The 21,218-nt window shown below is 31.2% G+C and carries 15 protein-coding genes; 5 read left to right on the plus strand and 10 right to left on the minus strand.

The genetic code is table 11. The annotated features are described in order from the left end of the window. Positions 1 to 64: 64 nt before the first annotated feature. A complete protein-coding gene (locus tag ABEY15_RS17220) occupies positions 65 to 1,783 on the plus strand; it encodes a PucR family transcriptional regulator (protein ID WP_429891367.1) in 1,719 nt (572 codons plus the stop codon). Positions 1,784 to 1,814: 31 nt separating this feature from the next. Further along, positions 1,815 to 2,681, plus strand: a complete 867-nt coding sequence (locus ABEY15_RS17225) for an alpha/beta hydrolase (protein WP_429891368.1) — start codon at positions 1,815 to 1,817, stop codon at positions 2,679 to 2,681. Positions 2,682 to 2,792: 111 nt separating this feature from the next. Here ABEY15_RS17225 and ABEY15_RS17230 read toward each other — a convergent pair whose 3' ends face one another. From ABEY15_RS17230 to ABEY15_RS17240, 3 genes are all read right to left on the minus strand, one after another. Next, the gene (locus ABEY15_RS17230) at positions 2,793 to 4,148 is read right to left on the minus strand and encodes a L,D-transpeptidase family protein (RefSeq protein ID WP_429891369.1); all 1,356 of its coding nucleotides are present in this window, start codon (positions 4,146 to 4,148) and stop codon (positions 2,793 to 2,795) included. Positions 4,149 to 4,774: 626 nt separating this feature from the next. Then, positions 4,775 to 6,151, minus strand: a complete 1,377-nt coding sequence (gene fumC, locus ABEY15_RS17235) for a class II fumarate hydratase (RefSeq protein ID WP_429891370.1) — start codon at positions 6,149 to 6,151, stop codon at positions 4,775 to 4,777. Between the two features lie 344 nt (positions 6,152 to 6,495). Further along, positions 6,496 to 6,894: a DoxX family protein gene (locus ABEY15_RS17240; RefSeq protein WP_429891371.1), complete on the minus strand. Its 399-nt coding sequence runs from the start codon at positions 6,892 to 6,894 to the stop codon at positions 6,496 to 6,498. Between the two features lie 634 nt (positions 6,895 to 7,528). Here ABEY15_RS17240 and ABEY15_RS17245 point away from each other — a divergent pair. Continuing rightward, complete coding sequence (locus ABEY15_RS17245; RefSeq protein WP_429891372.1) at positions 7,529 to 8,314, plus strand: hypothetical protein; 786 nt, start codon at positions 7,529 to 7,531, stop codon at positions 8,312 to 8,314. An 85-nt stretch (positions 8,315 to 8,399) separates the two neighbouring features. On the opposite strand, the gene fabF is transcribed toward ABEY15_RS17245, so the two are convergent. Beyond that, complete coding sequence (fabF, locus tag ABEY15_RS17250) at positions 8,400 to 9,632, minus strand: beta-ketoacyl-ACP synthase II (protein WP_429891373.1); 1,233 nt, start codon at positions 9,630 to 9,632, stop codon at positions 8,400 to 8,402. A 107-nt stretch (positions 9,633 to 9,739) separates the two neighbouring features. On the opposite strand from fabF, the gene ABEY15_RS17255 reads away from it, so the two are divergent. Continuing rightward, positions 9,740 to 10,579, plus strand: a complete 840-nt coding sequence (locus tag ABEY15_RS17255; protein ID WP_429891374.1) for a helix-turn-helix transcriptional regulator — start codon at positions 9,740 to 9,742, stop codon at positions 10,577 to 10,579. 579 nt (positions 10,580 to 11,158) lie between these two features. Here the strand turns inward: ABEY15_RS17255 and ABEY15_RS17260 are convergent. The 4 genes from ABEY15_RS17260 to ABEY15_RS17275 all read right to left on the minus strand — a co-directional run bounded on the left by ABEY15_RS17260 (position 11,159) and on the right by ABEY15_RS17275 (position 17,765). Continuing rightward, on the minus strand, positions 11,159 to 11,341 hold the full coding sequence (locus ABEY15_RS17260) for a hypothetical protein (protein ID WP_098427971.1): 183 nt from the start codon (positions 11,339 to 11,341) through the stop codon (positions 11,159 to 11,161). Then, a complete protein-coding gene (locus ABEY15_RS17265; RefSeq protein ID WP_429891375.1) occupies positions 11,338 to 12,360 on the minus strand; it encodes a TIR domain-containing protein in 1,023 nt (340 codons plus the stop codon). Before ABEY15_RS17265 ends, ABEY15_RS17260 begins: the two co-directional genes overlap by 4 nt. Before the next feature lie 256 nt (positions 12,361 to 12,616). Further along, positions 12,617 to 16,567 (minus strand): S8 family serine peptidase, encoded by a 3,951-nt coding sequence (locus ABEY15_RS17270; RefSeq protein ID WP_429891376.1) that lies wholly within the window; start codon positions 16,565 to 16,567, stop codon positions 12,617 to 12,619. A gap of 907 nt (positions 16,568 to 17,474) precedes the next feature. Next, the gene (locus ABEY15_RS17275) at positions 17,475 to 17,765 is read right to left on the minus strand and encodes an SAV0927 family protein (RefSeq protein WP_097977120.1); all 291 of its coding nucleotides are present in this window, start codon (positions 17,763 to 17,765) and stop codon (positions 17,475 to 17,477) included. A 786-nt stretch (positions 17,766 to 18,551) separates the two neighbouring features. Here ABEY15_RS17275 and ABEY15_RS17280 point away from each other — a divergent pair. After that, complete coding sequence (locus tag ABEY15_RS17280; RefSeq protein ID WP_429891377.1) at positions 18,552 to 19,997, plus strand: spore germination protein; 1,446 nt, start codon at positions 18,552 to 18,554, stop codon at positions 19,995 to 19,997. A gap of 156 nt (positions 19,998 to 20,153) precedes the next feature. On the opposite strand, the gene ABEY15_RS17285 is transcribed toward ABEY15_RS17280, so the two are convergent. Next, positions 20,154 to 20,474: a hypothetical protein gene (locus tag ABEY15_RS17285; RefSeq protein WP_429891378.1), complete on the minus strand. Its 321-nt coding sequence runs from the start codon at positions 20,472 to 20,474 to the stop codon at positions 20,154 to 20,156. Positions 20,475 to 20,611: 137 nt separating this feature from the next. After that, positions 20,612 to 21,172 carry a GNAT family N-acetyltransferase gene (locus ABEY15_RS17290; protein WP_429891379.1) on the minus strand — a complete coding sequence of 187 codons (561 nt, stop codon included), beginning with the start codon at positions 21,170 to 21,172 and terminating at the stop codon, positions 20,612 to 20,614. Between the last annotated feature and the right edge of the window lie 46 nt (positions 21,173 to 21,218).

The raw sequence follows: 21,218 nt of genomic DNA on the forward strand, positions 1-21,218 counted from the left end.
GATATCATTTAGGCATATTGCACAAATATATGTGATTAAATTATGTCAAAGGAGTTGTGAAAAATTGCTAACAATAAAGAATCTATTAGAAATTAAAGCGATTGATGGAATTAAAATTGTTGGTGGAGAAAAGGGGATTAATAACGTTATTTCTCTTGTTAATATTATGGAAAACCCCGATGCATTTGACTGGTTGTCGTCAAATGAATTACTGCTATCAACTGGTTATATATTTAAAGATCAAGAAGAACTGCAAAATAGAATTATTAAGGAACTTTCAGAAATAAACTGTTCTGGTCTCATTATTAAAATGAAGCGATACTTTGATCAAATTCCCCAAAATATGATCGATCAAGCAAATAAGTATGGATTACCTCTATTAGAGCTACCTTTCGAATACACGTTATCAAATGTAATATCGATTATTAATGAAAAGGCATCAGGAAGATATGATTTGCTAAATAGAAAAACGCTAGACATGCATAATACACTCTTCAGTATTGCATTAGAAGGAGGAGGAATTGAGAGGATTTCATCTACGTTATCTGAAACTGTAAATAATCCCATTCTGATTGTAGACGAAAATTGGGATTTGATTCATTACTCAGAACACAAAGATAATCCGAACTATTTAGCCTATTGTCTTAATCTCGTAAAAGATCGCCAAGTTTTCCATAAAGAATTTATCGATTCGATTCCCCACAGTATTAGTCAAATGAGAAAGTTAATAAAGCGTATCTATTATTTAGAGAATTTAGAAATTAAATGTAGAATCCTCCCTATTGGCGTTGCAAACGATATTTTTGGCTATATCGTTGTTTGGCAAACTGTACATGAACTAACGGAATTTGACTATATTGCAATCGAACAGGCTTCTACAATCATAGCGCTTGAGATGATAAAGCAAAGGGAAATTGAAGGAGTAAAACTAAAAATAAGAAATGATTTCTTTGATGATTTATTAAATGGAAAAATAACGTCAAAAGAATCAATCAAAACTCTTTGCGACTTACATGGACTGAATCCAAATTATATGTACTACTGTATGGTTATTAATATAGAATCTGATGAACTTACGATCATTGAAGATATGGTTGACAGGAGATACAAACTAGAAAATAAAGCAAGAAAATGTGTGGATTTAGTTTATGAGTGTTCGAGTCAAATAGATGGAGAAATTACATGCTTCCATCGAAACAACCGTCTAATTATTTTGATCGGACAAAATGAAAACAAACCTTCGATCTCCTTAAATGAAACAAAATTATATGCCAACACAATTCTTGAAGTTCTTCATAAAAATATTAACAAAACTACTTTTTTAATTGGAATAGGCCGTCAGTTTAAGACGATTAGTTCAATTCACAAAAGTTTTTCTGAAGCTCACGAAGCTATTAGACTGATGCAAAAATTTGATAAAAATGAAGGAATATCTCATTTTGAGGATTATGCTGTGTATCACTTTCTAGATTCAAATATAAAAGATTCGCAGTTAGAAAGCTTTTTCATGAAATCACTCGGAAAGGTATTAGAACATGATACCCTTCACGAAACTGGCTATATTCAAACGCTAGAAAACTATTTCAATCACAACCAAAATTTAAGTGAAACAGCAAAGGCAATGTTTTTGCATAGAAACACTCTTATATACAGAATTGAAAAAATCAAGGAAATACTAAATACAGATTTAAAGAATCCAGAAGATTTGCTACAAATCCAGTTAGCCTTAAAGATTTTTCGCCTTTTACATAAAAATCTTCCACACTTCAACAATGAAATATAATTAATTTATCCCTTCTATTGGACGTGAACGAATGAAAAAAACAGTTATTTATAAAAAAAATGTACATTTTTCTCTTAAAGCAGACTTTTATGAAACAAATCGTGAAAAGGCTCCTGTCGTAATATATATTCACGGAGGTGGCCTTATTTGGGGTTCGAGAGAAGATATTTCAAAAGAAATGGTCCAGTTTTACACAAGTAACGGATTTTCGTTGTTTTCAATTGATTATAGGCTTGCTCCAGAAACTAAGCTACCAGACATCCTTGAAGATGTTCAAGATGCAATTCTCTGGATTGCGACGGAAGGACCAAAACAATTCTCAATTGATCCAAATAAAATCGTCATAATAGGAGGTTCTGCTGGCGGTTTTCTTGCTCTATGCTCTGGAACATTTAAATTAAAACCCCAAGCAATCGTCTCCTTTTATGGTTATGGAGATATTAGTGCAAGTTGGGCCACCATTCCAAGTTCTTATTATTTACAAAAGGATTTAGTTCCAAATGAAATTGCTGAAATGCTTCAATCTACTAATGTCATTACAGAAGAATCGATTGAAAAGCGATTTTTAATTTATGTACACGCAAGACAACAAGGTGTATGGGTTCAAAAGATAACAGGTGTTGATCCATTGCCAAATAAAGAACAGCTTTTTAAATTTTGTCCTATTAAACAGGTTACACAAGATTACCCGCCAACATTATTTTTACATGGTACGAAAGACACGGATGTTCCGTACGAACAATCTGTCTTTATGAGAGGTGCCCTTTTACAAAAAGGAGTGAAAACAAAGTTCATTACAATTCCAAACGGAGAACATGTATTTGATAAAGATTTCTATCTCCCAATCGTTCAAGATTCATTAACACAGATGATTGCATTTCTCCGACAGTATGTATGAGAATATGGTGAAATCAGAAGACTAATGGGTTCTCTTTGGATCGAAAACATAAAATAAAAAAAGATGTCTCTTTGTCAAAAAATCCGACTATGAGACATCCTTTTTTTTTACTTACGCGATTGAAAAACCATAAGAACTGGCAATATTCCCATTAGAATTTGAAGAATTCGCAATAATGACAGTTGTTCCTACGTTAACTTGCTCAAAAAGCCATTGGATTTCACTATTATGCATTCGAACACAGCCGGAACTTACTGATTGTCCAATGGAACTTTCTTTATTATTTCCATGGATTCCATATGCTGCACCAACGCTTAATCCTAGCCAGCGGTTACCAAGTGGATTTCTAGGATCGCCTCCAGGAATATTTCCCTTATACCAAGGTCGGTTCTTAACTTTGTTTGAAATGACAAATTTCCCAGTAGGTGTAGGTGTTGACGACTTACCTGTTGCAACCGTAAATGTTTTTACAATATTACCATTTCGATAAAAAGTTAGTTTATTCGTCCTTGTATTGATAATCATCAATTGGCCAACTGATAACGATGAGCTATTTTTAACTGTACTTCCCACTGGTGAAGTATAATGTGATACACGAAATGTATGTGGTGAACTTTGATTATTACTCTGATCTAAGACAATTACTTTGAGAAGTGAATTCGCTTTTTGTTTACCAATTTTTACAGTGAACTTTCCTGTTGAGCTAACTGTATTATCACCGATTAGATTTTCGTTCATATATACTTTGACAGTTGCGAAAGGTTCAGATATTCCAGTTACATTCTGTGATTGATCAGATATAGAAGAAAGAGAAGTAATCGATGGTGCGACTGAATCTTTTACACTAACTATAATTGGTTTACTTTTTAATCCTTCAATAACCCCAATGACGCTTATTTTAGTAAATTCTTTCAATGGTTTTATTGCGTCATTAAATTCACCTTTATCATTTGTTTGCACGGTATTAATTAATTTAGAATCATGATACACTTCTACCTGACTATTTGAAAGAAATAAACCTTTAATAGCTGTTGATTGATTTGTTACTTGATCAATTGTTGGGGTCGGTAAATCTAAAATTGTGAAATTGATTTTTTTATCAGAGATTACTAGATTTTCATGATTAAATTTAATTGAATCAAGTTTATATTCTCCTTTTGCAAATGAACTTGTAATGTTCATTTTTCCAGAAAAAGAGTTTTTAGATGTTTTAATTAAAGAAATTTCTTTTCGATTCGTACCATTTGAAAATGTTAATGAAACTTTTTCACCTTTTTTTTTCGTTTTTAAACCAATCTCAATCGTTTGACCATAAGTAGCCTTTGTTGTGTTTAAGTTCACTTGATCTATATAATTAGAGAACTCATTATTGTTAAAATTTAACTTAAATGTAGTTGCATTCGCTTTCGGTATGAGGATAAGGATTACTAACATTCCCAAAAGTATCCAAATAATCTTATTAGACATAAGCTCTCTCCTTATTTATATAAATTACTTAACTAAAAGCATTGAAATTTTAAAATTCATTTTTGTTAAGTATTAGTAACGTTACATTTAGCAATTTTTATTTTGCATGTATCACACTCCAGAAAACTTATATATGTATCATAGTTTTTAAATGTTTCATTTTTTGTCACAGGTTGTTTCAAAGTTGTAAACATTTCGTTAGTTGGGTTAAAACAAGATAGATAAATTAATAATAAAAAAGCCAAGAAAAAATTCTTGGCTTTTTTTTGATCTATTCTTTTTGGGGGGCATATGTAAAAAAGAAACCCTATTAGTACTTTTCGTTTTTTACAAGTTACTTACGATAAATGGTATAGTGATTACTGTTATTAACATTAAAATCCAATTGTGTTTTTTAAGTTTATCTTCAAATTTTTGCATCTCTTCTGCTGAAATTGTTTTAATGGGCTTCAATTAATCCGCCTTCTTTCTGTTTAAATAATATTTAAGGATAAAGTGATTATAATGTATTGATGTGAACTTAATGTGAATTTATGATAATTTTTTTAATATTTATATAAAAATCCTGATGGCTTTAAAGTGGCCATCAGGATTTTTTTTGATTCTATATAGTATTAAAAATCTAACTAAATCATATTTTCAGGTCTAACAATTCGATCAAATTCTTCTTCCGATAAATAACCCGTTTTTAAAGCAGCTTCTTTAAGTGTCAAATTTTCGTTAAATGCTAACTTTGCTATTGTTGCTGCTTTTTCATAACCAATATGAGGATTTAATGCGGTTACGAGCATTAGTGATCGATTTAGATTTTGTTCAATCACTTCTATATTTGCTTCTATGCCTTTTGCACAGTGGTCATCAAATGAACTGATTGCGTCTGAAAGTAATCTAACTGACTGCAGAAAATTATAAATAATGACTGGTTTGAACACATTCAATTCAAAATTTCCTTGACTAGCAGCAAAGCTTATTGTCATATCATTTCCCATAATTTGTGTTACAACCATTGTCAGCGCTTCAGATTGTGTCGGATTTACCTTCCCTGGCATGATTGAACTTCCTGGTTCGTTTGAAGGAATTGTTATTTCACCTATACCACTTCTAGGACCGCTTGCCATCCAACGGACATCATTCGCTATTTTCATTAAATCTGCCGCCAATGCTTTTAAAGCACCATGAGTATAAACAATCTCATCATGACTTGTTAATGCTTGGAATTTATTTTCTGCAGAAATAAAATGTAGTCCAGTTAACGAACTAATTTCTTCAGCCATCATCGTTCCAAAACTCGGATGCGCATTGATTCCTGTACCAACAGCAGTCCCACCAATAGCTAATTCAGCAATAAACCTCATACTATCTACTAGCATTTCTTCATTTTTTTCAAGCATTCGATGCCAACCACTTATCTCTTGACCTAGTGTTATTGGCGTTGCATCTTGTAAATGTGTTCGGCCAATTTTTATAATCTGTTTAAATTTATTCATCTTTTCTTTAAATGTCATTTTTAAATTTTTTAATGCAGGGAGCAATTGCTCATTTACTGCAAGTGCACTTGAAATATGCATTGCTGTTGGAAATGTATCATTGGAACTTTGAGACATATTAACATCATCATTTGGATGAATTTTTTTATTGTTTCCTTTTTCTGCTAAAAACTCATTCCCACGATGAGCGATTACTTCATTAACATTCATATTTGTTTGTGTACCACTTCCTGTTTGCCAAACAACAAGTGGAAAGTGATTGTCAAGCTTACCATTTAATATTTCATCTACAGCACCAATGATTGCATCTGCTTTTTCACTATCCAATTTTCCTAGTTTTTTATTTGTAATTGCTGCACTTTTTTTAATTAATGCCAAACCATAAATTAATTGAATAGGCATTTTTTCAGTACCGATTTTAAAGTTCTCAAAACTTCGCTGCGTTTGAGCTCCCCAAAGTTTATTTACGGGTACTTTTATCTCACCAATTGAATCTTTTTCAATTCGATAATCCAATTTTATTGCCTCCTAGATTTTAATTACTAAATCATATGTAAATTGATGGAATCAAAGTAATAATTTTTTACTTAAGAAACAGTAAAGTTTGTTTATGTATCATTCGAAATTTATTAAAAATCTTTCTAAAAAAGTAGTACATTTAAATTTTATATTAAAAAAATTGCTATACATTCATATTTATTTAAAATGCAAGTGAGCTAATCGAACAAAGCTCGATTAGCTCACTAATATTTGTCTTACATTTTCTATTATTTCATTTTTTTATGAACAGATTCATTTTTTAACAGCACTTTTATACTAATTAATGTTTACTTTGTAAAATCAAATTCTAAAGTGACCATTTAGAATAAAATTGCATCTAACGCATATTTACCAGGACCAATTAAAGCTATACCAATAGCAACTGAAAGTAATGTTAAGTTATATTCATATCCATTAGCTGTTGCCCATAAACCATTTGGACCATGAACTTTTATAATTGCCATCACCATTGTACCGGCAATCATAATTCCTGCAAGTGGAGTTAGTAGTCCCAAAGCTAACAAAATTCCACCAATAAGTTCTGCTAACCCTGCGAAAAGTGCAACAGTTACTCCTGGTTTCATGCCAATTGATTCAAACCATCCACCTGTACCTTTCAATCCATAACCACCGAACCAACCGAATAATTTTTGAGCACCATGACCCACAAAAAGTAAACCGATAACTAAACGAATAATTAATAAACCAATATTTATCATCTTAAAATCCTCCTAAATGTTTTTTATCTCTAATTCGAGATATTTTTTAAAAAAATATTGAATTAAATGTTTTTTATACATGATTTCTATGACAGAAATTGCTTAATATTTATGTTTTTTTTTTATCAATCTTGATTCAACTCATCATAAACTTCATTATATTATTGCTTTAAAAGTAAAACGAAAGATTTTAGCATTCATTCTCCATAATTGACACCTCCAAGTTATTTCAAATTCAAATATCTTTAATATGAGATAATAATAGTATGAAAAAACTTGGTTGTCAATAATTACAGGAAAAATAAATTTTCTAATAGATAAGAATACTGCATTTTAATTTAAGTCTAAACAAATAATGATTTTTTCCCGTTATTAATACTAAAATCAATACGCATTATTTTCCTCTCATTAACCTAAATAACATTTCTTTTTTCTGTACAAGTTTACATTAAACATTCCAGGTTCTTTCTAAAAAATTTTTGAATAAATCATAATAGGTGTTAATTACTTGATGTCTTTAGTTTGATCGCTTAATGATACGTTTTTTGCTCAAATCAAATTACAATAAAAAGTAATGGGGGTAAATCGCGTTGAAAACAAGTGTATTTTACTACATGAAGGAAAGTAGAGTTCAATGACCTTTCAAATGTGGAGTCCATTCCATTTTTTATTTATGGCGAGCCCATTTCTATTTGTAACTTTGTTTTATTTTCTATTTAGGCGCTTTAACAATCAGACGTTACGATTGATTGGTATGGGTTTCTCACTTATTGGGATTGCTCTTTTAATTGGTCGTAATATTGAAATTTATCACAAAGTGAATCAAATTTCACCTGAAGAAATCCCTTTACAAATTTGTCATTTTGCTAATTTTATTTTATTTTTTGCTTTTTTATATGAAAGTGAATTGCTATTTTCAATTGCGTTTTGTTTTAACCTTCCTGCTGCTTTAGTAAGCATTATATTTGCTAACGGTCTTTCAAACTATCAATCTCTCCTAACATGGCAAGGAATGGCATATCTTTGGGGGCATATGCTAATCGTAGGTATTGTATTGTGGGCGTATTTCAATAATATGGTTGTAATTAATTTAAAAATTTTGCGAAAAACAATGTCGCTCATTATTTTATTGTACATTTTATCAATCTTTGTAAATAATTTGTTTATGAAATGGATGGAGCCCTTTACATCTAATTACTTTTACACAATGGCTCCTGAAAAAGGAACACCATTAGCCTATTTTTACAAACTGGGTAAAGAAACAACAACTTTAGGACTTCATTACAATCCAATTTACTTACTAATCCTACTTTTAGTTGGGCTTTTTGTTGTATTCCTCTTTTATTTAATCTATCTATTTTTGAATTGGTTTAAAAACAGTGCAGTGAAGTATCTTAATGAACAGAATCATATGAATTAGGAAGAGCATTTGGGTCTCTTAAAAATAAAGCCTCTTACTAAAAAGAGGCTTTTAGAGTGTTAATATATAACAATTAGGATTTATCTTAAACGTATTTTTTCAATACAATGGCAGAATTATGACCACCAAAGCCGAATGAGTTTGAAATACCTATGTTTAATTCTTTTTTCCTTGCCCTTTCCGATACATAGTCTAAGTCACAATTAGGATCCGGCTGACTTAAGTTGATTGTTGGCGGAATAATACCTTCTTGAAGACTTTTCACTAAAGCGATCGCCTCTACTCCTCCTGCTGCGCCAAGCATATGACCAAGCATTGATTTATTTGCTGTAACTGGAATTTTATAAGCGTGTTCGCCAAACAGATTTTTTATTGCCATCGTTTCAGATTGATCGCCTAATGGGGTACTTGTTGCATGTGCACTAATAACATCCACATCTTGTAATGCTATTTCAGCTCTATTTAAAGCATTTCTCATGGCTAAAAACGCTCCTCGTCCTTCTGGGTGAGTTGCAACCATATGATATGCATCCGAACTTGCTCCATAACCAATTATCTCACATAAGATTGGCGCATTTCTTTTAACTGCGTGTTCCAATGATTCTAACACTAAAACCCCCGCACCTTCACTCATTACAAATCCGTCTCTATTTGCATCAAAAGGTCTACTTGATGAGGTAGGTTCAGTATTGCTGGACAATGCCTTAGCGTTACTAAAACTCGCTAAAGATAATTGAGTTATAGCTGCCTCTGTACCACCCGCAAAAATAACATCCGCTTCTCCGTTACGAATTGTATTGAATGCCTCTCCAATAGATGAATTTCCTATAGAGCATGCGGTTACTGGTGATAAAGATGGACCAAGTGCACCTAATCTTATACTTATTTGAGCTGCTGCCGCATTTGATATCATCATCGGTACTAAACTTGGACTAACTCTCCCAGGTCCTCTCTCGTTTAATAAATTTACATTTTCGATAAAGGTATTAATCCCACCAATTCCTGATCCTACATAAACTCCTAATCGTTCAAGATCGATTTTTTCTAATTGTAATTCTGAACTTTCTAAAGCTTGTTCAGCAGCAGCTAAAGCAAATTGACAAAAACGATCTAATTTTCTTGCTTCCTTTCTTCCCCATCTTTCTTCGGCATCAAAATCACGAACATTTCCTGCTACTTTCGTTTTTATATTTGATACATCAATTGTATCAATAGATGTGATACCTGATTTTCCGTTAATTAAGTTATTCCATACCGTATCTACATCATTTCCTAGAGGGGAGATAACACCCATACCTGTAATAACAATTCTTCTCATCATAAGTTCTCCAATCGTTTTTTCTTTATTTTAACTCGTATTTATCCTATTACAAGTTGTAGTTTATCCTAGTATAATTTATACTACGTTCAGAAGGGAGTTATAAAATGAATCGAGAAACCCGACTTCAAGCACTGTCAGAATTTCTAAAAACGCAGCGGTCTAAAATAAATCCGCAAATGGTTGGATTACCAGTTGGAACCCGTAGAAGAACTCCGGGCCTTCGTAGAGAAGAGGTTGCGCAGTTAGCAGGAGTAAGTACAACTTGGTATACATGGCTAGAACAAGGAAGAGATATAACAGTTTCTAATTCCGTATTAGATGCCATTTCAGATGCATTACAATTAAATAAGGATGAGCGAAATTATTTATATGCACTTGCATTACCAGAAGCTGAAAAACGCTCATTTCCAAATGAAGAAGAAACAGTCATTAGTCCAGCCTTGACTAAAATATTAAATGAACTTCGGAACTGTCCGATCATTATTTCAGATCGAAGGTGCCATATCGTTGGATGGAATCCGGCAGCAGCACACGTATTTTTAGATTTCGAACAAATTCCAAAAGAGGAACGAAATCTTATTCAATTGCTGTTCTCTAGAAAAGAATTTAAAAGTTTAGCCGTGAATTGGGAGCATTTTGTGAAAGGCTTTTTAGCAATTTTTCGAACTTATTACGGACAATATGTGGGCGATCAATGGTACACTTCCTTTATTAATGAAATGGAACAAAATTTCCCAGAATTTCATGAACTCTGGAATGAGAGCGAAGTAAGTTCGGCCCCAGATGTATTAATTGAGTTTCGACACGCAAAAGCAGGAAAAATGCTCTTTAACTTAACATCCTTACAAGTTCAAGGAAACATTGATTTAAGATGTAGTGTTTACACTCCTGTTGAAAATACAAATACAGAATCTAAATTAAGAAAATTGATGAATAATGAGTAGATTTTTAATGTGCAAAAGCTTGGCAACCATGTTTTTTAGACTTTTGTAAACTTGGGGTTGTCAATTAGTGTCTAGAATGATTATTGATCTATTTCTAATGAAGCAGCTATGGGTTACTAATTTTCCTATTTTTGCTTTTTTACTTACTTATGTGGTTCTTATGAGGTACTACTTTTCTTATTTATGTCTTTCTACTTCCTCATGAAGTACTCATGAGGTACTATTTTTCATATGTATGTCTTTCTACTTCCTCATGAAGCACTCATGAGGTATTACTTTTCTTATTTATACCTTTATACTTCCTCATGAAGCACTCATGAGGTACTACTTTTCTTATTTATGTCTTTCTACTGCTCTCATAAGGTACTACTTTTCTTATTTATGTCTTTCTACTTCCTCATGGAGCACTCATGAGGTACTATTTTTCATATTTATGTCTTTCTACTTCCTCATGAGCACTTATGAGCTACTAATTTTCATCTACTTGCTTTTTTCACATTCAAGTTCCTAAAATGGTAGATTTTAAAAAAAACAAATTTAAAAACAAAAAAAGGTAACTAATTTAGTCACCCTTTTGTTTTAATATGCTTTCATTTGATCTGGAGTTCCGTATTCTGCTTTGCGACGAAGAACGACAATTCCTCTTTCAGTTTTACCATTAAAATCAGCAAGTCCTTTTTGGCCAATACCTTTTTCAACTTTTGGATAGAAATCTTTCTTGAATTCCTTTTTAGCATCATTTAAGTTGATATACCTAGTCATACAGAAACACCTCCAAAAAGTTCGTTTATTGTTTTCATTAATCTTTTATTTCTTCCTAAAAGGAAGTCTTTTTCATCTTCAGTTAGATCGATTGCTTCATACTCTTCACTTGAAAAAGTGACAGATAGTACCATACTATTTTCAATAGGATAGCATATTAAGTATGTATTGTAAAATTCACTTTTTTTAATGAAAATAATTTCGCTATTTAGATAACTATCGATCACAAAGATTGGCTCATCAACAATACCATCATTCACACCAAAATGATAAAAATCGATTCTAGATTTTTTTCCGGCAACATGTTTTAAACCGTCGGACCCTTCTACTTTCCATACACCTACATCAGCAATTTCATATCCTTCGGGTACACTATGAGCCCTTTTTAAATTATCTGATAAGAAGATTGCAACTTTATTTCGGTCTGATTTTAAAAGTTCTAGTGTTAGAAGTGTACTAAATTTAGCAACTACTTCACTTTCTTTTTTTTGTACAATTAAATCATCAATTTTATTTTGAAGATTAGGGAATAAACCTTTTTCTCTAATCTTTCTCTTTATTTTAATACAAGCACCAGCCACTTCTTGAACGATATCCTTATCATCACGTATATCATATTTTAATGAATTAAGTCCGGTTAAATCCGAAAGTAAATGATAGTTCAGCGGTTCTATAGAGTTTTTATGTACTATACCTTTAGTATCATTTGGCATAATGTAAAAAACTCGTCCTCTTTTTAAACACCCCCAAAATAGACCCATTTCAAACATTGTATTATCTCTTGTTGCTAAATATTTCTCATTTCGAATCTCAATAATATCGTCTGGAGTAAATATGAATACTGCAAAGTCATTTGTATCTAGTTGCTTTTCTAAATCATCCATCGTGTACTCTAGTTCTTCAAAAGCATTCATCCACATCGTGACTTCCGCATCCCTTTTTAGTCCCTCAAATACGGCTTCAACATAATGAATAGCTTCCGCTGATGAACCAATAAACACTCTTGGTTTCCTCTCCATAAATCCTAGATCCTCCACATTTCATTCACTAATAATGACAAAATAATTAGGTTGGTCAACGGAATGACCAACATATTTTTGCTTAATTTTACCAAATATAAAGATAAAACGTCTATATTATTCAAAATATTTCACAAAATTTGTTACCTTTTTATTTCCTTTTGTAAAGGTAATTAAACTAGTCTAAATTTGAAAAAAAATCCCGATATACTCAAAAGAGCAATCAGGATTTTTTGTTTTGCAAATGCTTCGCTTATTATTTAACTAAAGAAAACTGAGTTAATTTAAACGAATCAACATTTATTAACTTGTTTGTTGCAGCACTAGATTTTGTACCAGTAGCAACAATTTTAATAGTGTGAGCTTTATTTGCTAGATTTTGTATATCGAATACATTTACTTTATATTTACGACTTGAAGAGTAAAGATCAATCTGCTTTATTTTTTTACCATCAATATAAATATCTGCTTTACCCATATTCTTATCTTTTAAAGCAAATACAGTTATACCTGTACCACTAAAATTGTATTGAAGCGATCCAGTAGATCCTTTTGTTTGATTAATCGTGCCACCAGAAGCGCTCTTATAATTTACCTTACTCCAAGTTCCAGAGTATTTAACATTGGTATCACTGTTCTCTACTGTTTTCGCTGTTTGAACTGAAATATTTATACTATATTGGCCTGAGCCTTTTACATTAGAAGGAACAGAAGGAACGATATAGTACATTCCAGTTTTTGTTGGTTTAAAGAGAATTTTTTCAGCTGACGTTTTACTAGAAGACTTTTTCAATTCTTTCGTACCATAAATAGTTGATGTACCAATGTTGTATAATGAAAGATCAAAGTTTGCATTAGTAGGGCCAGTTAATGAAATTTCATATGTTTTGCCCGCTACTAAATTTTTAGCCCAAACATCATTAAAGTCGTTTCCGTCAGTATTAAGACTTCCTTTTGCAGTACCTGTTATATATTGTCTACCATTAATATCATCATCGTAAACGTACGTAATTGCTGATGAAAAAGGTGTCTCTTTACTATTTGTATTAATTGATACAACATAGTCGTATTTTTTGCCTGGTTTTGCTGTCTTATCCACATAAGACGCTGTCTTGATGGTATTTATTTTTGCATAGTTTTTTTCCGTAGACTCTTTACGGTAAATATTATATGCGTCAGCCCAGTTCCTAGCTGTCCATGAAATAACAGGATATTTCATTTTAGTGTCAAATGATGTTTTCAATGAAATAGGATTTTCTTTTACAACAAATTTATCTAAATTAATCCCTGTAGCTGATTTTCTTGCCGCTGGATCACTTTTTCCTGCCCATACAATTCTTATTGAGTGATTGCCATAAGAATCAAATTCATATTTCAATAAACTTTGCTTTGATTTGAACGAGCTATCATAAAGCGATATTGATGACTTTTTGCCGTCTATATATACATCTGCAATTCCTTGGGAAGGATCTTTAAAACCTTGCCATTCAATACTAGACCCAACAAATGAAAAACTAACTTCTCCTTTAGAATTTAGTACTCCTGCCATTTCTTCTGAAAATTGTGGATTAATTACTGGCATCCAATCTCCATCTAAAGTCACAAGGCTAGAATCATCTTCATACGAACCATCGAAATTACCAGTGTAAAGTTTATAGTTTCCTGTACCTTTGTAGTCGTAAACATTTACAAAATAAATGCCAGTTCTAGGAGCGATAAAGTTTATCTTTTCATTAGATGAATTAATGTTCTCTGAATATGCAACCATACCATTTTTATTATTTACGCTCGCAGTTGATTCATTATATACGTACAAGTCAAAATCGGTTCCTGCTTGACCATTCAATGATAATGTGATGCCTTGTCCTTCTTTTAATGATAATGCATAAACATCGTTTTTATCACCAGCGTTATTATCTGTTTTTTCTTCTAATTTGCCATCTTTAACAAATTTATCTAGTGGTACTCCAGGAGTATCATTATCATCAAATTTATCAATATCCGAAGCTCTAACTATATTTCCAGTGCCTACAAGACCTTTTAGTGAAGCTAAATTCGTTCCTTTTGCACTAGTATATAGTTTAAGCATCTCTGGTGACATGTTCGGTTGTAAACCTAATAAAATAGCAGCAGCACCTGTAGTATGTGGAGTTGCCATAGATGTTCCACTATAATAATCATATGCTTGTGAATAATCAGAAACATATTCTGAATTTATGACTGTCTTTGAATTATTAGATTGAAGAAAATCAGCGAAATAGTATGGAAAATCATACCTATTTACATTTAAATTAGTATTTTCATAGATTCCACCAGATAATCCTTTTACATTCAAACTTGGTCCCATATCCGGGTATACATTTAAACCTAAAGTATCCTTAACAAATGTTGATTTCTCTTGTCCAGATAAGGCGTTTACACCTGATAATAATAATTTACCACCACTGGAAAGGTAATTTTTTAACATGTCAGTATCAGTTTTAGTTAAAGTTGTACCTTCCTCAGAGAAAAATCCAAGTCCGTTACCCGTATACCAAACTACAGCATCGTAAGAGGATAAATCGTTACTGCTCTTGTAATCTGATAGAGAAGATTGAGAACTTATTGTTACTTTATCTACTGAATAGTTAATCAACAGTTCATTATATATATCAGAATAGTCTTTAAATATCTTTGAAAGTTCTGGCTCGTCATTGAATATTTGAGCAAGATCATGTTCATCATCTTGAACAAGTAAAATTTTCTTATTTTCTGTTATATCTAAATAGTTTAAAGCTTTTTCAAAAGCATCTTTTCTCTCGTCTGTAATTTTTTCGTAGCCTATACCATCAAAAATTGCCTTGTAATTTTCTCCAGCAATTTGTGCTGATGCTCCAGCTTTAATATCCAATTTTGTTGTAATTTCATCAATTGGATATTTTGGAACTGAACTTAAAATGTCGACTCCAGGAGCAGCAACATCAACAGATTCAGCACCATAGTTTGAGAAAGGTGCTAAGTTACCCTTGTTATCAACAGCCGCAACTGATAATATATTAGAACTTTCGTAGCTAGCAGGATAGGCCCCTTCTTCATCATTATCCATTCCGTCATTACCCGCAGCAGCTACAAATAAGCTATTTGAATTTTCAATTGCTTCTTCAAGTAATGGATCGTATTCTCCGCCACCCCAGCTGTTATTTGTGATTTTAATTCCCTTATTCTTGGCATACTCAATCGCATCAATAGCATCTGCAGTTGTTCCACCATAAGGACCAAGGAACTTTAGCGGTACTATTTTTACATTTGGAGCGACACCAACGATACCTTTATTATCATTTGTTAACTCTGCAGCAATTGTCCCAGAAACATGTGTACCATGCTCATCTCCATCAAGTGGATCATAAACACTGTTATCATCGTTATAAAAATCCCAGCCATGGACATCGTCAACATACCCATCGTTATCATTGTCGATCCCATCATTTTCTTTACCATTCCCTGTCTCACCAGGGTTCGTCCAAATTTTTCCTTTTAAGTCTGGGTGAGTTATATCCACACCAGTATCAATTACACCTACTAATACCTCCGATAGCTTAGAACCATATTGTTTCCAGCTTTCAGGTGCGTTAACATCAATATCTTCTTTTCCTATACTATCGTTAATCTTTTGTCCCTTGTTATCCAGTCCCCATAATTGACCTTCATCATAATAGTTAAGCGTATTTTTAAAGTCAGAAGCGTAATATTTATAGTTCGGTTGTACAGATTCAACATTTGGATCCTTTTTTAGTTTCGTTATGTATTCTGAAGTACTCTCGCCTGTTGGAATTTTTACTAACTCAGCATTTAAACTCTTTAATTTCTTTGAAGACTTTAAAGAATACTTTTTCTGAAGTGTAGTGATTTCACCTGTAGTCACTTTCTTTTTATATTTAACGATTAATTCACCTGTTTGTTCATTATGTTTCGTTACTGTTTGTTTATTTTTTAATTTATCTCTTAATTTTGTTTCAATTTTAGATTCTGCCTTCTTAGGGAGTACTTTACCACTTGCTTTTGGTATTTCCTTCATTTGGCTTTTTCTAAGGTTTTTACCAGAATTCACCTGATTAGCAACTGTATTATTAGCGCCTGTTACTGAAGCAGCTTGAACTGTCCCAGAATAAATACTTGAAAATAAAAGGATTGTAGATACAGGTAAAGCTAAATAATTTTTTTTCTTCATTGTAGAGCCCCTTTTTTAATAGATTCAAAGAAATTTAACTAGACACACTAATGTAACATTTAAACATTAATCCACATTTAATTGAAAGATTTGAATTTATTAATGAATGAAAACAAATGGATTAAATTTTATAAGTAGTTACATCTGTTCCAAATCAAAACTGTCAAACCCCTCCTTTCTCTTGGAATTATTTTCTAGTAAACACTTAATAATACCTTTTAGATTACTCAAAAATAGAACTTTTGGAATTGATAATTTAAATTTCCAATATTTTTCAAGGTCTATTTACCTACAAACCCTATTAACGAAACTAGTGTTTTTACTCACTTTCGATAGAATAAGAGATATAATTGTAACAAACTCTTATTAATTGTAAGGTATTTAAAACAAAATTAATATACAATTAATTATCTTTTAAGATAAATAGTAAAATCTTCCTTATTCATATTTTGCCATAATTGTTTAAACAAAAAAAATGGGGTAAAAACTAACCAATCAACAAAATAAAGAAATATAATTCAAATTTTACATACACCATAATTTAGAGTAAATTGGGGGATTAAAGCATAATAGAATGAACATAAAAAAGGGCATTTCAATTAAAAACATTGTCATAAAAACAAAATTTAAATAGAATTACAAGTTAATTTGAAGAAATATTTGTATGATTTATTAAAAACCATAAATTTTTTATGGTAATTTTTTCTTATAATTGGGGAAATTAATAATTAAATGTTTATTTTGTGAAGCAACTAAAATTATATGTCGAAATGTATTTTTAATTCTTTGTTCTAAAATAAAAAAAGTGGTAGCAAAAAGCTACCCTCTTTACAAAAATAGGAAACCAAAAAAGTAATTATAAATACAAAATAAAAAGAGTCTCCAAAAATTTGGAGACTCTCGCTTTTTAATATTGATCACTAAAAATTCGTTGGTCCAAAATGGAATGAAAAAATGATTCAATTTCTTTGATGTCTTCAGCTGCAATTCCAAGTTTTTGGTCCCAGTGTTCTGGATGGTCAATGTCTTCTCTGCAAAGTAATACCATTCTTCCACTTTGAATAGAGACAACCATTGCTTTCCCTAGAAATTTTTCCGAAAAGATAACAGCAAAGTCGTAGCGATGGCTACCTGCAGCGATACAGTAATAATGAATGTTTTGGTTTTCTTTCTCTTCCGATATAATGTAGAAATTCATCCCTACCACTCCTTTTTTTTCACCATAGTTTTTACTTTGAGCATCTTACACTTAAATTGAATTGATGCTTCGATTATTAAATAGAAAAGAGAGTATGAACTCCCTTTCTTATTAATTAGCTAAAATATGCCAATTTTCCTTTATTTTTATTGATAAAATTTTATGACAAATTAAAAATTATGTCGTAATGCATCTAAATTATTTTCAAACTACTGTAAAAGTGAACTTTTTATATAGTTATTCAAATTATTTTCCATAAGACACTGTTAAAATTTAAATGTTGATTTTAGAGCATATAAAAAGACCACACAAAAAAATGTAGTCTTGCTTTCCTTTATATAACAAAATTATACGTTAGTTGTATAAGGTAAGCTGATATTAAGCATCAATTAATACGTGAATTACCTTTGTTTGAAAAATTCTACATATTTCTTATCTTCATCAATAAAACATCTTCCCTCAGATTTTGCATCTGCTATCTTAAAGTACTGGGTTGCAGCACTTATATCTCCAATTTTTTTAGTTTAATTTCTAATAAAAGAAAAATCTCTTATTTCTCTTTTTACTAAGTCTATATTTAAATTCATATTACCACGTCTTGTGGTACTAAAATTAAGGAACTAAAACTAATACATGCGTTAGTTCAAATAAACAAGGACATTACATATAAAAATATGTAATGTCCTTTTATTTATCATTTTAGATTTAGGTCTTGATAATATTCATTACAGAAGGGAAAGCTAAATTTTAATGTTTTATTTTACTGTTTTTTAGGAGAAATAAATTATGCAAATTGAAGAGAATTCATTAACAAGGAAAATTTATACCAATATAAAATTAATCAAAGAACAATTACATGATTCTCCAGAATTGCTAGTACGGCTTATTAACTTAGATCCTCATCAAATCTATTGTGCATTATTATTTATTGATGGGCTTGCTAATACACAGTTGATTCGTGAGAGCATTATTGAACCTTTATTGGAGATACGTAATATAAAAAATAAGTCACTAATGGATACAATTTCCATTCGTTATATTCGTTCAGAATCAGTTGAAGAGGTTACTTCAATTTCTTCTATAATTGACGGAATTGTTAGAGGGAAGACATTGGTACTGATTGACGGCTTTGATAGTGCCATACTTGTGGATACAACAGAATGGCAACAACGAGCACTTGAACAGAGTACTAAGCAACGAAATTTTCAAGGTCCATTAATAGCATTTACAGAAGAATTAAAAGTGAATTTAAATATATTACATAATATGATTCCTTCTCCGATATTAAAGGTTGAGAAAAAACAAATTGGAAGAATTGTTAAAACAGATATTGCGATTGTATATCTAACTGATTTTGTGGATGAAACTGTTTTAGAGGAAGTACGTCATCGAATTGATTTATTAGAAGTTAATTTTGTAATGGAATCAAGAATAATTGAGGAAGCGATTGAGGGAGATCAAAAAACAATTTTCCCACTTGCTTTTAATAGCGAGTTACCAGATGCAGTAACAGCTGCTTTGTATGAAGGAAGAATAGCAGTATTTACAAATGGAACGCCGACAGCATCCATTGTGCCTAACTTATTCATTCAATACTTCCAAACACCTAATGATTATAACACTAAAGCAAAATATGCTTTACGTATCCTTACATTTCTTAGTTTTTTCATAACTAGTTTGTTACCTGGATTTTATCTTACATTGATTTATCATCATAAAAATTGGATACCTCAAAAAATTCAAGATGAATTCTTTCAACACATGTTAATTCCTTTTTGGCTAGAAATTTTCTCAACATTAATTTTTTTACAAATACTAGGTTATAGTTCTTATAAAATTTCAAAAGAAATGATAATACTTGTTTCATTAGTTTCAACTATAACCATTGGCTCAACCGCAATTGAAGCTAAAGTAATTCACCCTTTAAGTCTTATAGTTATTGGTATTGCTTATCTTACTAGTACAATGCTTACAATTGGAAAATTACCAGATTCGATTGTAACTCTTCGTTATGTATTTTTATTTTTGGGGCTTTTTTTCGGGATAACAGGATTAAGTATTGGAATGATAATCTTAATAATACATTTATCACGGTTACGCTCAGTAGGTGTTCCATATTTAGCACCTATTATCCCGTTTAATTATAAAGAATTTAAAGATGTCTTTTATCGTGGAGATTTACGAAAATTAACAAATAGTCCTCATAAATTTCCAAATGAAAATAAAAAATAATATAATGTAAGGCAATCAAAATCAGCGATCAGATCTTGATTGCTTTTTTAATAGATATATTCGGTAAAAAGGGGCAAGGTTAATTAGAAAAATAATTTTCTTTTTTAACTAAAGCATGCTTTAGTTGAAGAAGAACAGTTTTAATCTTGCTTTAATTTACGGTCCGAAAATCCCAAAAATTGAGAACCATAATATTGGGATAACTACTAGGAAATTAAAACAAATCCCTACAATGCAACAAATTTTGCCTGCATAACCTATCTTTTGAGCATTTTGATTATGAATATCTTTTCCTTTTATACCTATTCTTGAAAAATAAAGACCCAATACAGCAATAACTAAGCCAATACTTAGCACAGAAAAATAAAATAAAGGGTTTAAGTAAAGTAAATTTGCTAGAACTGGCACAACTGGAGTACAAACAATCGATAATATCCCTAATATGAGAGAAATAATGGGTTTATTAGCACTTTGCATCTTAAGCCTCCTATAAGTCTATTTACTACACACCTATAACCTATAAATCAGATTATTCCATTGACAGAGCCTTCCATAAAAAAAGATAAACAGCAAACTGTCTATCTTAAATTAAACAAAATATTTATTTTACTAAATTAGCTTTGTGCAACCTTCTCTGCAAATTCTTCTTCTAAGATTGCCAAACAAACATGATCATACCACTGATCTCTAATTTTTAAGTTTTTTCGATAATATCCTTCCTTCACAAATCCAACCTTTTCAAGAACGCGTAAAGAACCTAAGTTTTCTGGATTAACTTCTGAAGTCACTCGGTGGAACTTCAAATCTTCAAATGCAATTTTCAGAGCAAGTTTTAAAGCTTTCGTCATATATCCTTGGCCATTAAATTTTTCCCCAATATGGTAACCAACCATACAACTTTGTTTAGGTCCTCGTGTAACAAAAATGAACTGTACTTCTCCAATTAAAGTAATTTCATTGTCTTCTTTAACAAAGATCGCAAAATCATATCTACTATCTTCTGCACTTTTTTCCATAAACTCTTTAATACTATTCATTTGTCCTTCTACTGTATAAAAGTCATCTTTCCTAAACGTAGGAGACCATTTTTCAAAATGTTCTTTATTTTCTACATGTAATTGTAACTTAGCCTCTGCATCTTCAAATGTATATGGGCGTACTATAACTTCTTTCAAATTAACCCCTCCAATAAACTTTTCTATATCTACTATTCGTTATCCA

The sequence above is a fragment of the Gottfriedia acidiceleris genome, assembly GCF_050457485.1.
Taxonomy (GTDB): Bacteria; Bacillota; Bacilli; order Bacillales; family Bacillaceae_G; genus Gottfriedia; species Gottfriedia acidiceleris_D.

Excerpts from the sequence above, each read along its gene's own strand:
- ABEY15_RS17225 (WP_429891368.1), top strand. The coding sequence starts at position 1,815 with ATGAAAAAAACAGTTATTTATAAAAAAAATGTACATTTTTCTCTTAAA.
- ABEY15_RS17230 (WP_429891369.1), bottom strand. The coding sequence starts at position 4,148 with ATGTCTAATAAGATTATTTGGATACTTTTGGGAATGTTAGTAATCCTT.
- ABEY15_RS17240 (WP_429891371.1), bottom strand. The coding sequence starts at position 6,894 with ATGATAAATATTGGTTTATTAATTATTCGTTTAGTTATCGGTTTACTT.
- ABEY15_RS17245 (WP_429891372.1), top strand. The coding sequence starts at position 7,529 with ATGACCTTTCAAATGTGGAGTCCATTCCATTTTTTATTTATGGCGAGC.
- fabF (WP_429891373.1), bottom strand. The coding sequence starts at position 9,632 with ATGAGAAGAATTGTTATTACAGGTATGGGTGTTATCTCCCCTCTAGGA.
- ABEY15_RS17255 (WP_429891374.1), top strand. The coding sequence starts at position 9,740 with ATGAATCGAGAAACCCGACTTCAAGCACTGTCAGAATTTCTAAAAACG.
- ABEY15_RS17260 (WP_098427971.1), bottom strand. The coding sequence starts at position 11,341 with ATGACTAGGTATATCAACTTAAATGATGCTAAAAAGGAATTCAAGAAA.
- ABEY15_RS17265 (WP_429891375.1), bottom strand. The coding sequence starts at position 12,360 with ATGGAGAGGAAACCAAGAGTGTTTATTGGTTCATCAGCGGAAGCTATT.
- ABEY15_RS17270 (WP_429891376.1), bottom strand. The coding sequence starts at position 16,567 with ATGAAGAAAAAAAATTATTTAGCTTTACCTGTATCTACAATCCTTTTA.
- ABEY15_RS17275 (WP_097977120.1), bottom strand. The coding sequence starts at position 17,765 with ATGAATTTCTACATTATATCGGAAGAGAAAGAAAACCAAAACATTCAT.
- ABEY15_RS17280 (WP_429891377.1), top strand. The coding sequence starts at position 18,552 with ATGCAAATTGAAGAGAATTCATTAACAAGGAAAATTTATACCAATATA.
- ABEY15_RS17285 (WP_429891378.1), bottom strand. The coding sequence starts at position 20,474 with ATGCAAAGTGCTAATAAACCCATTATTTCTCTCATATTAGGGATATTA.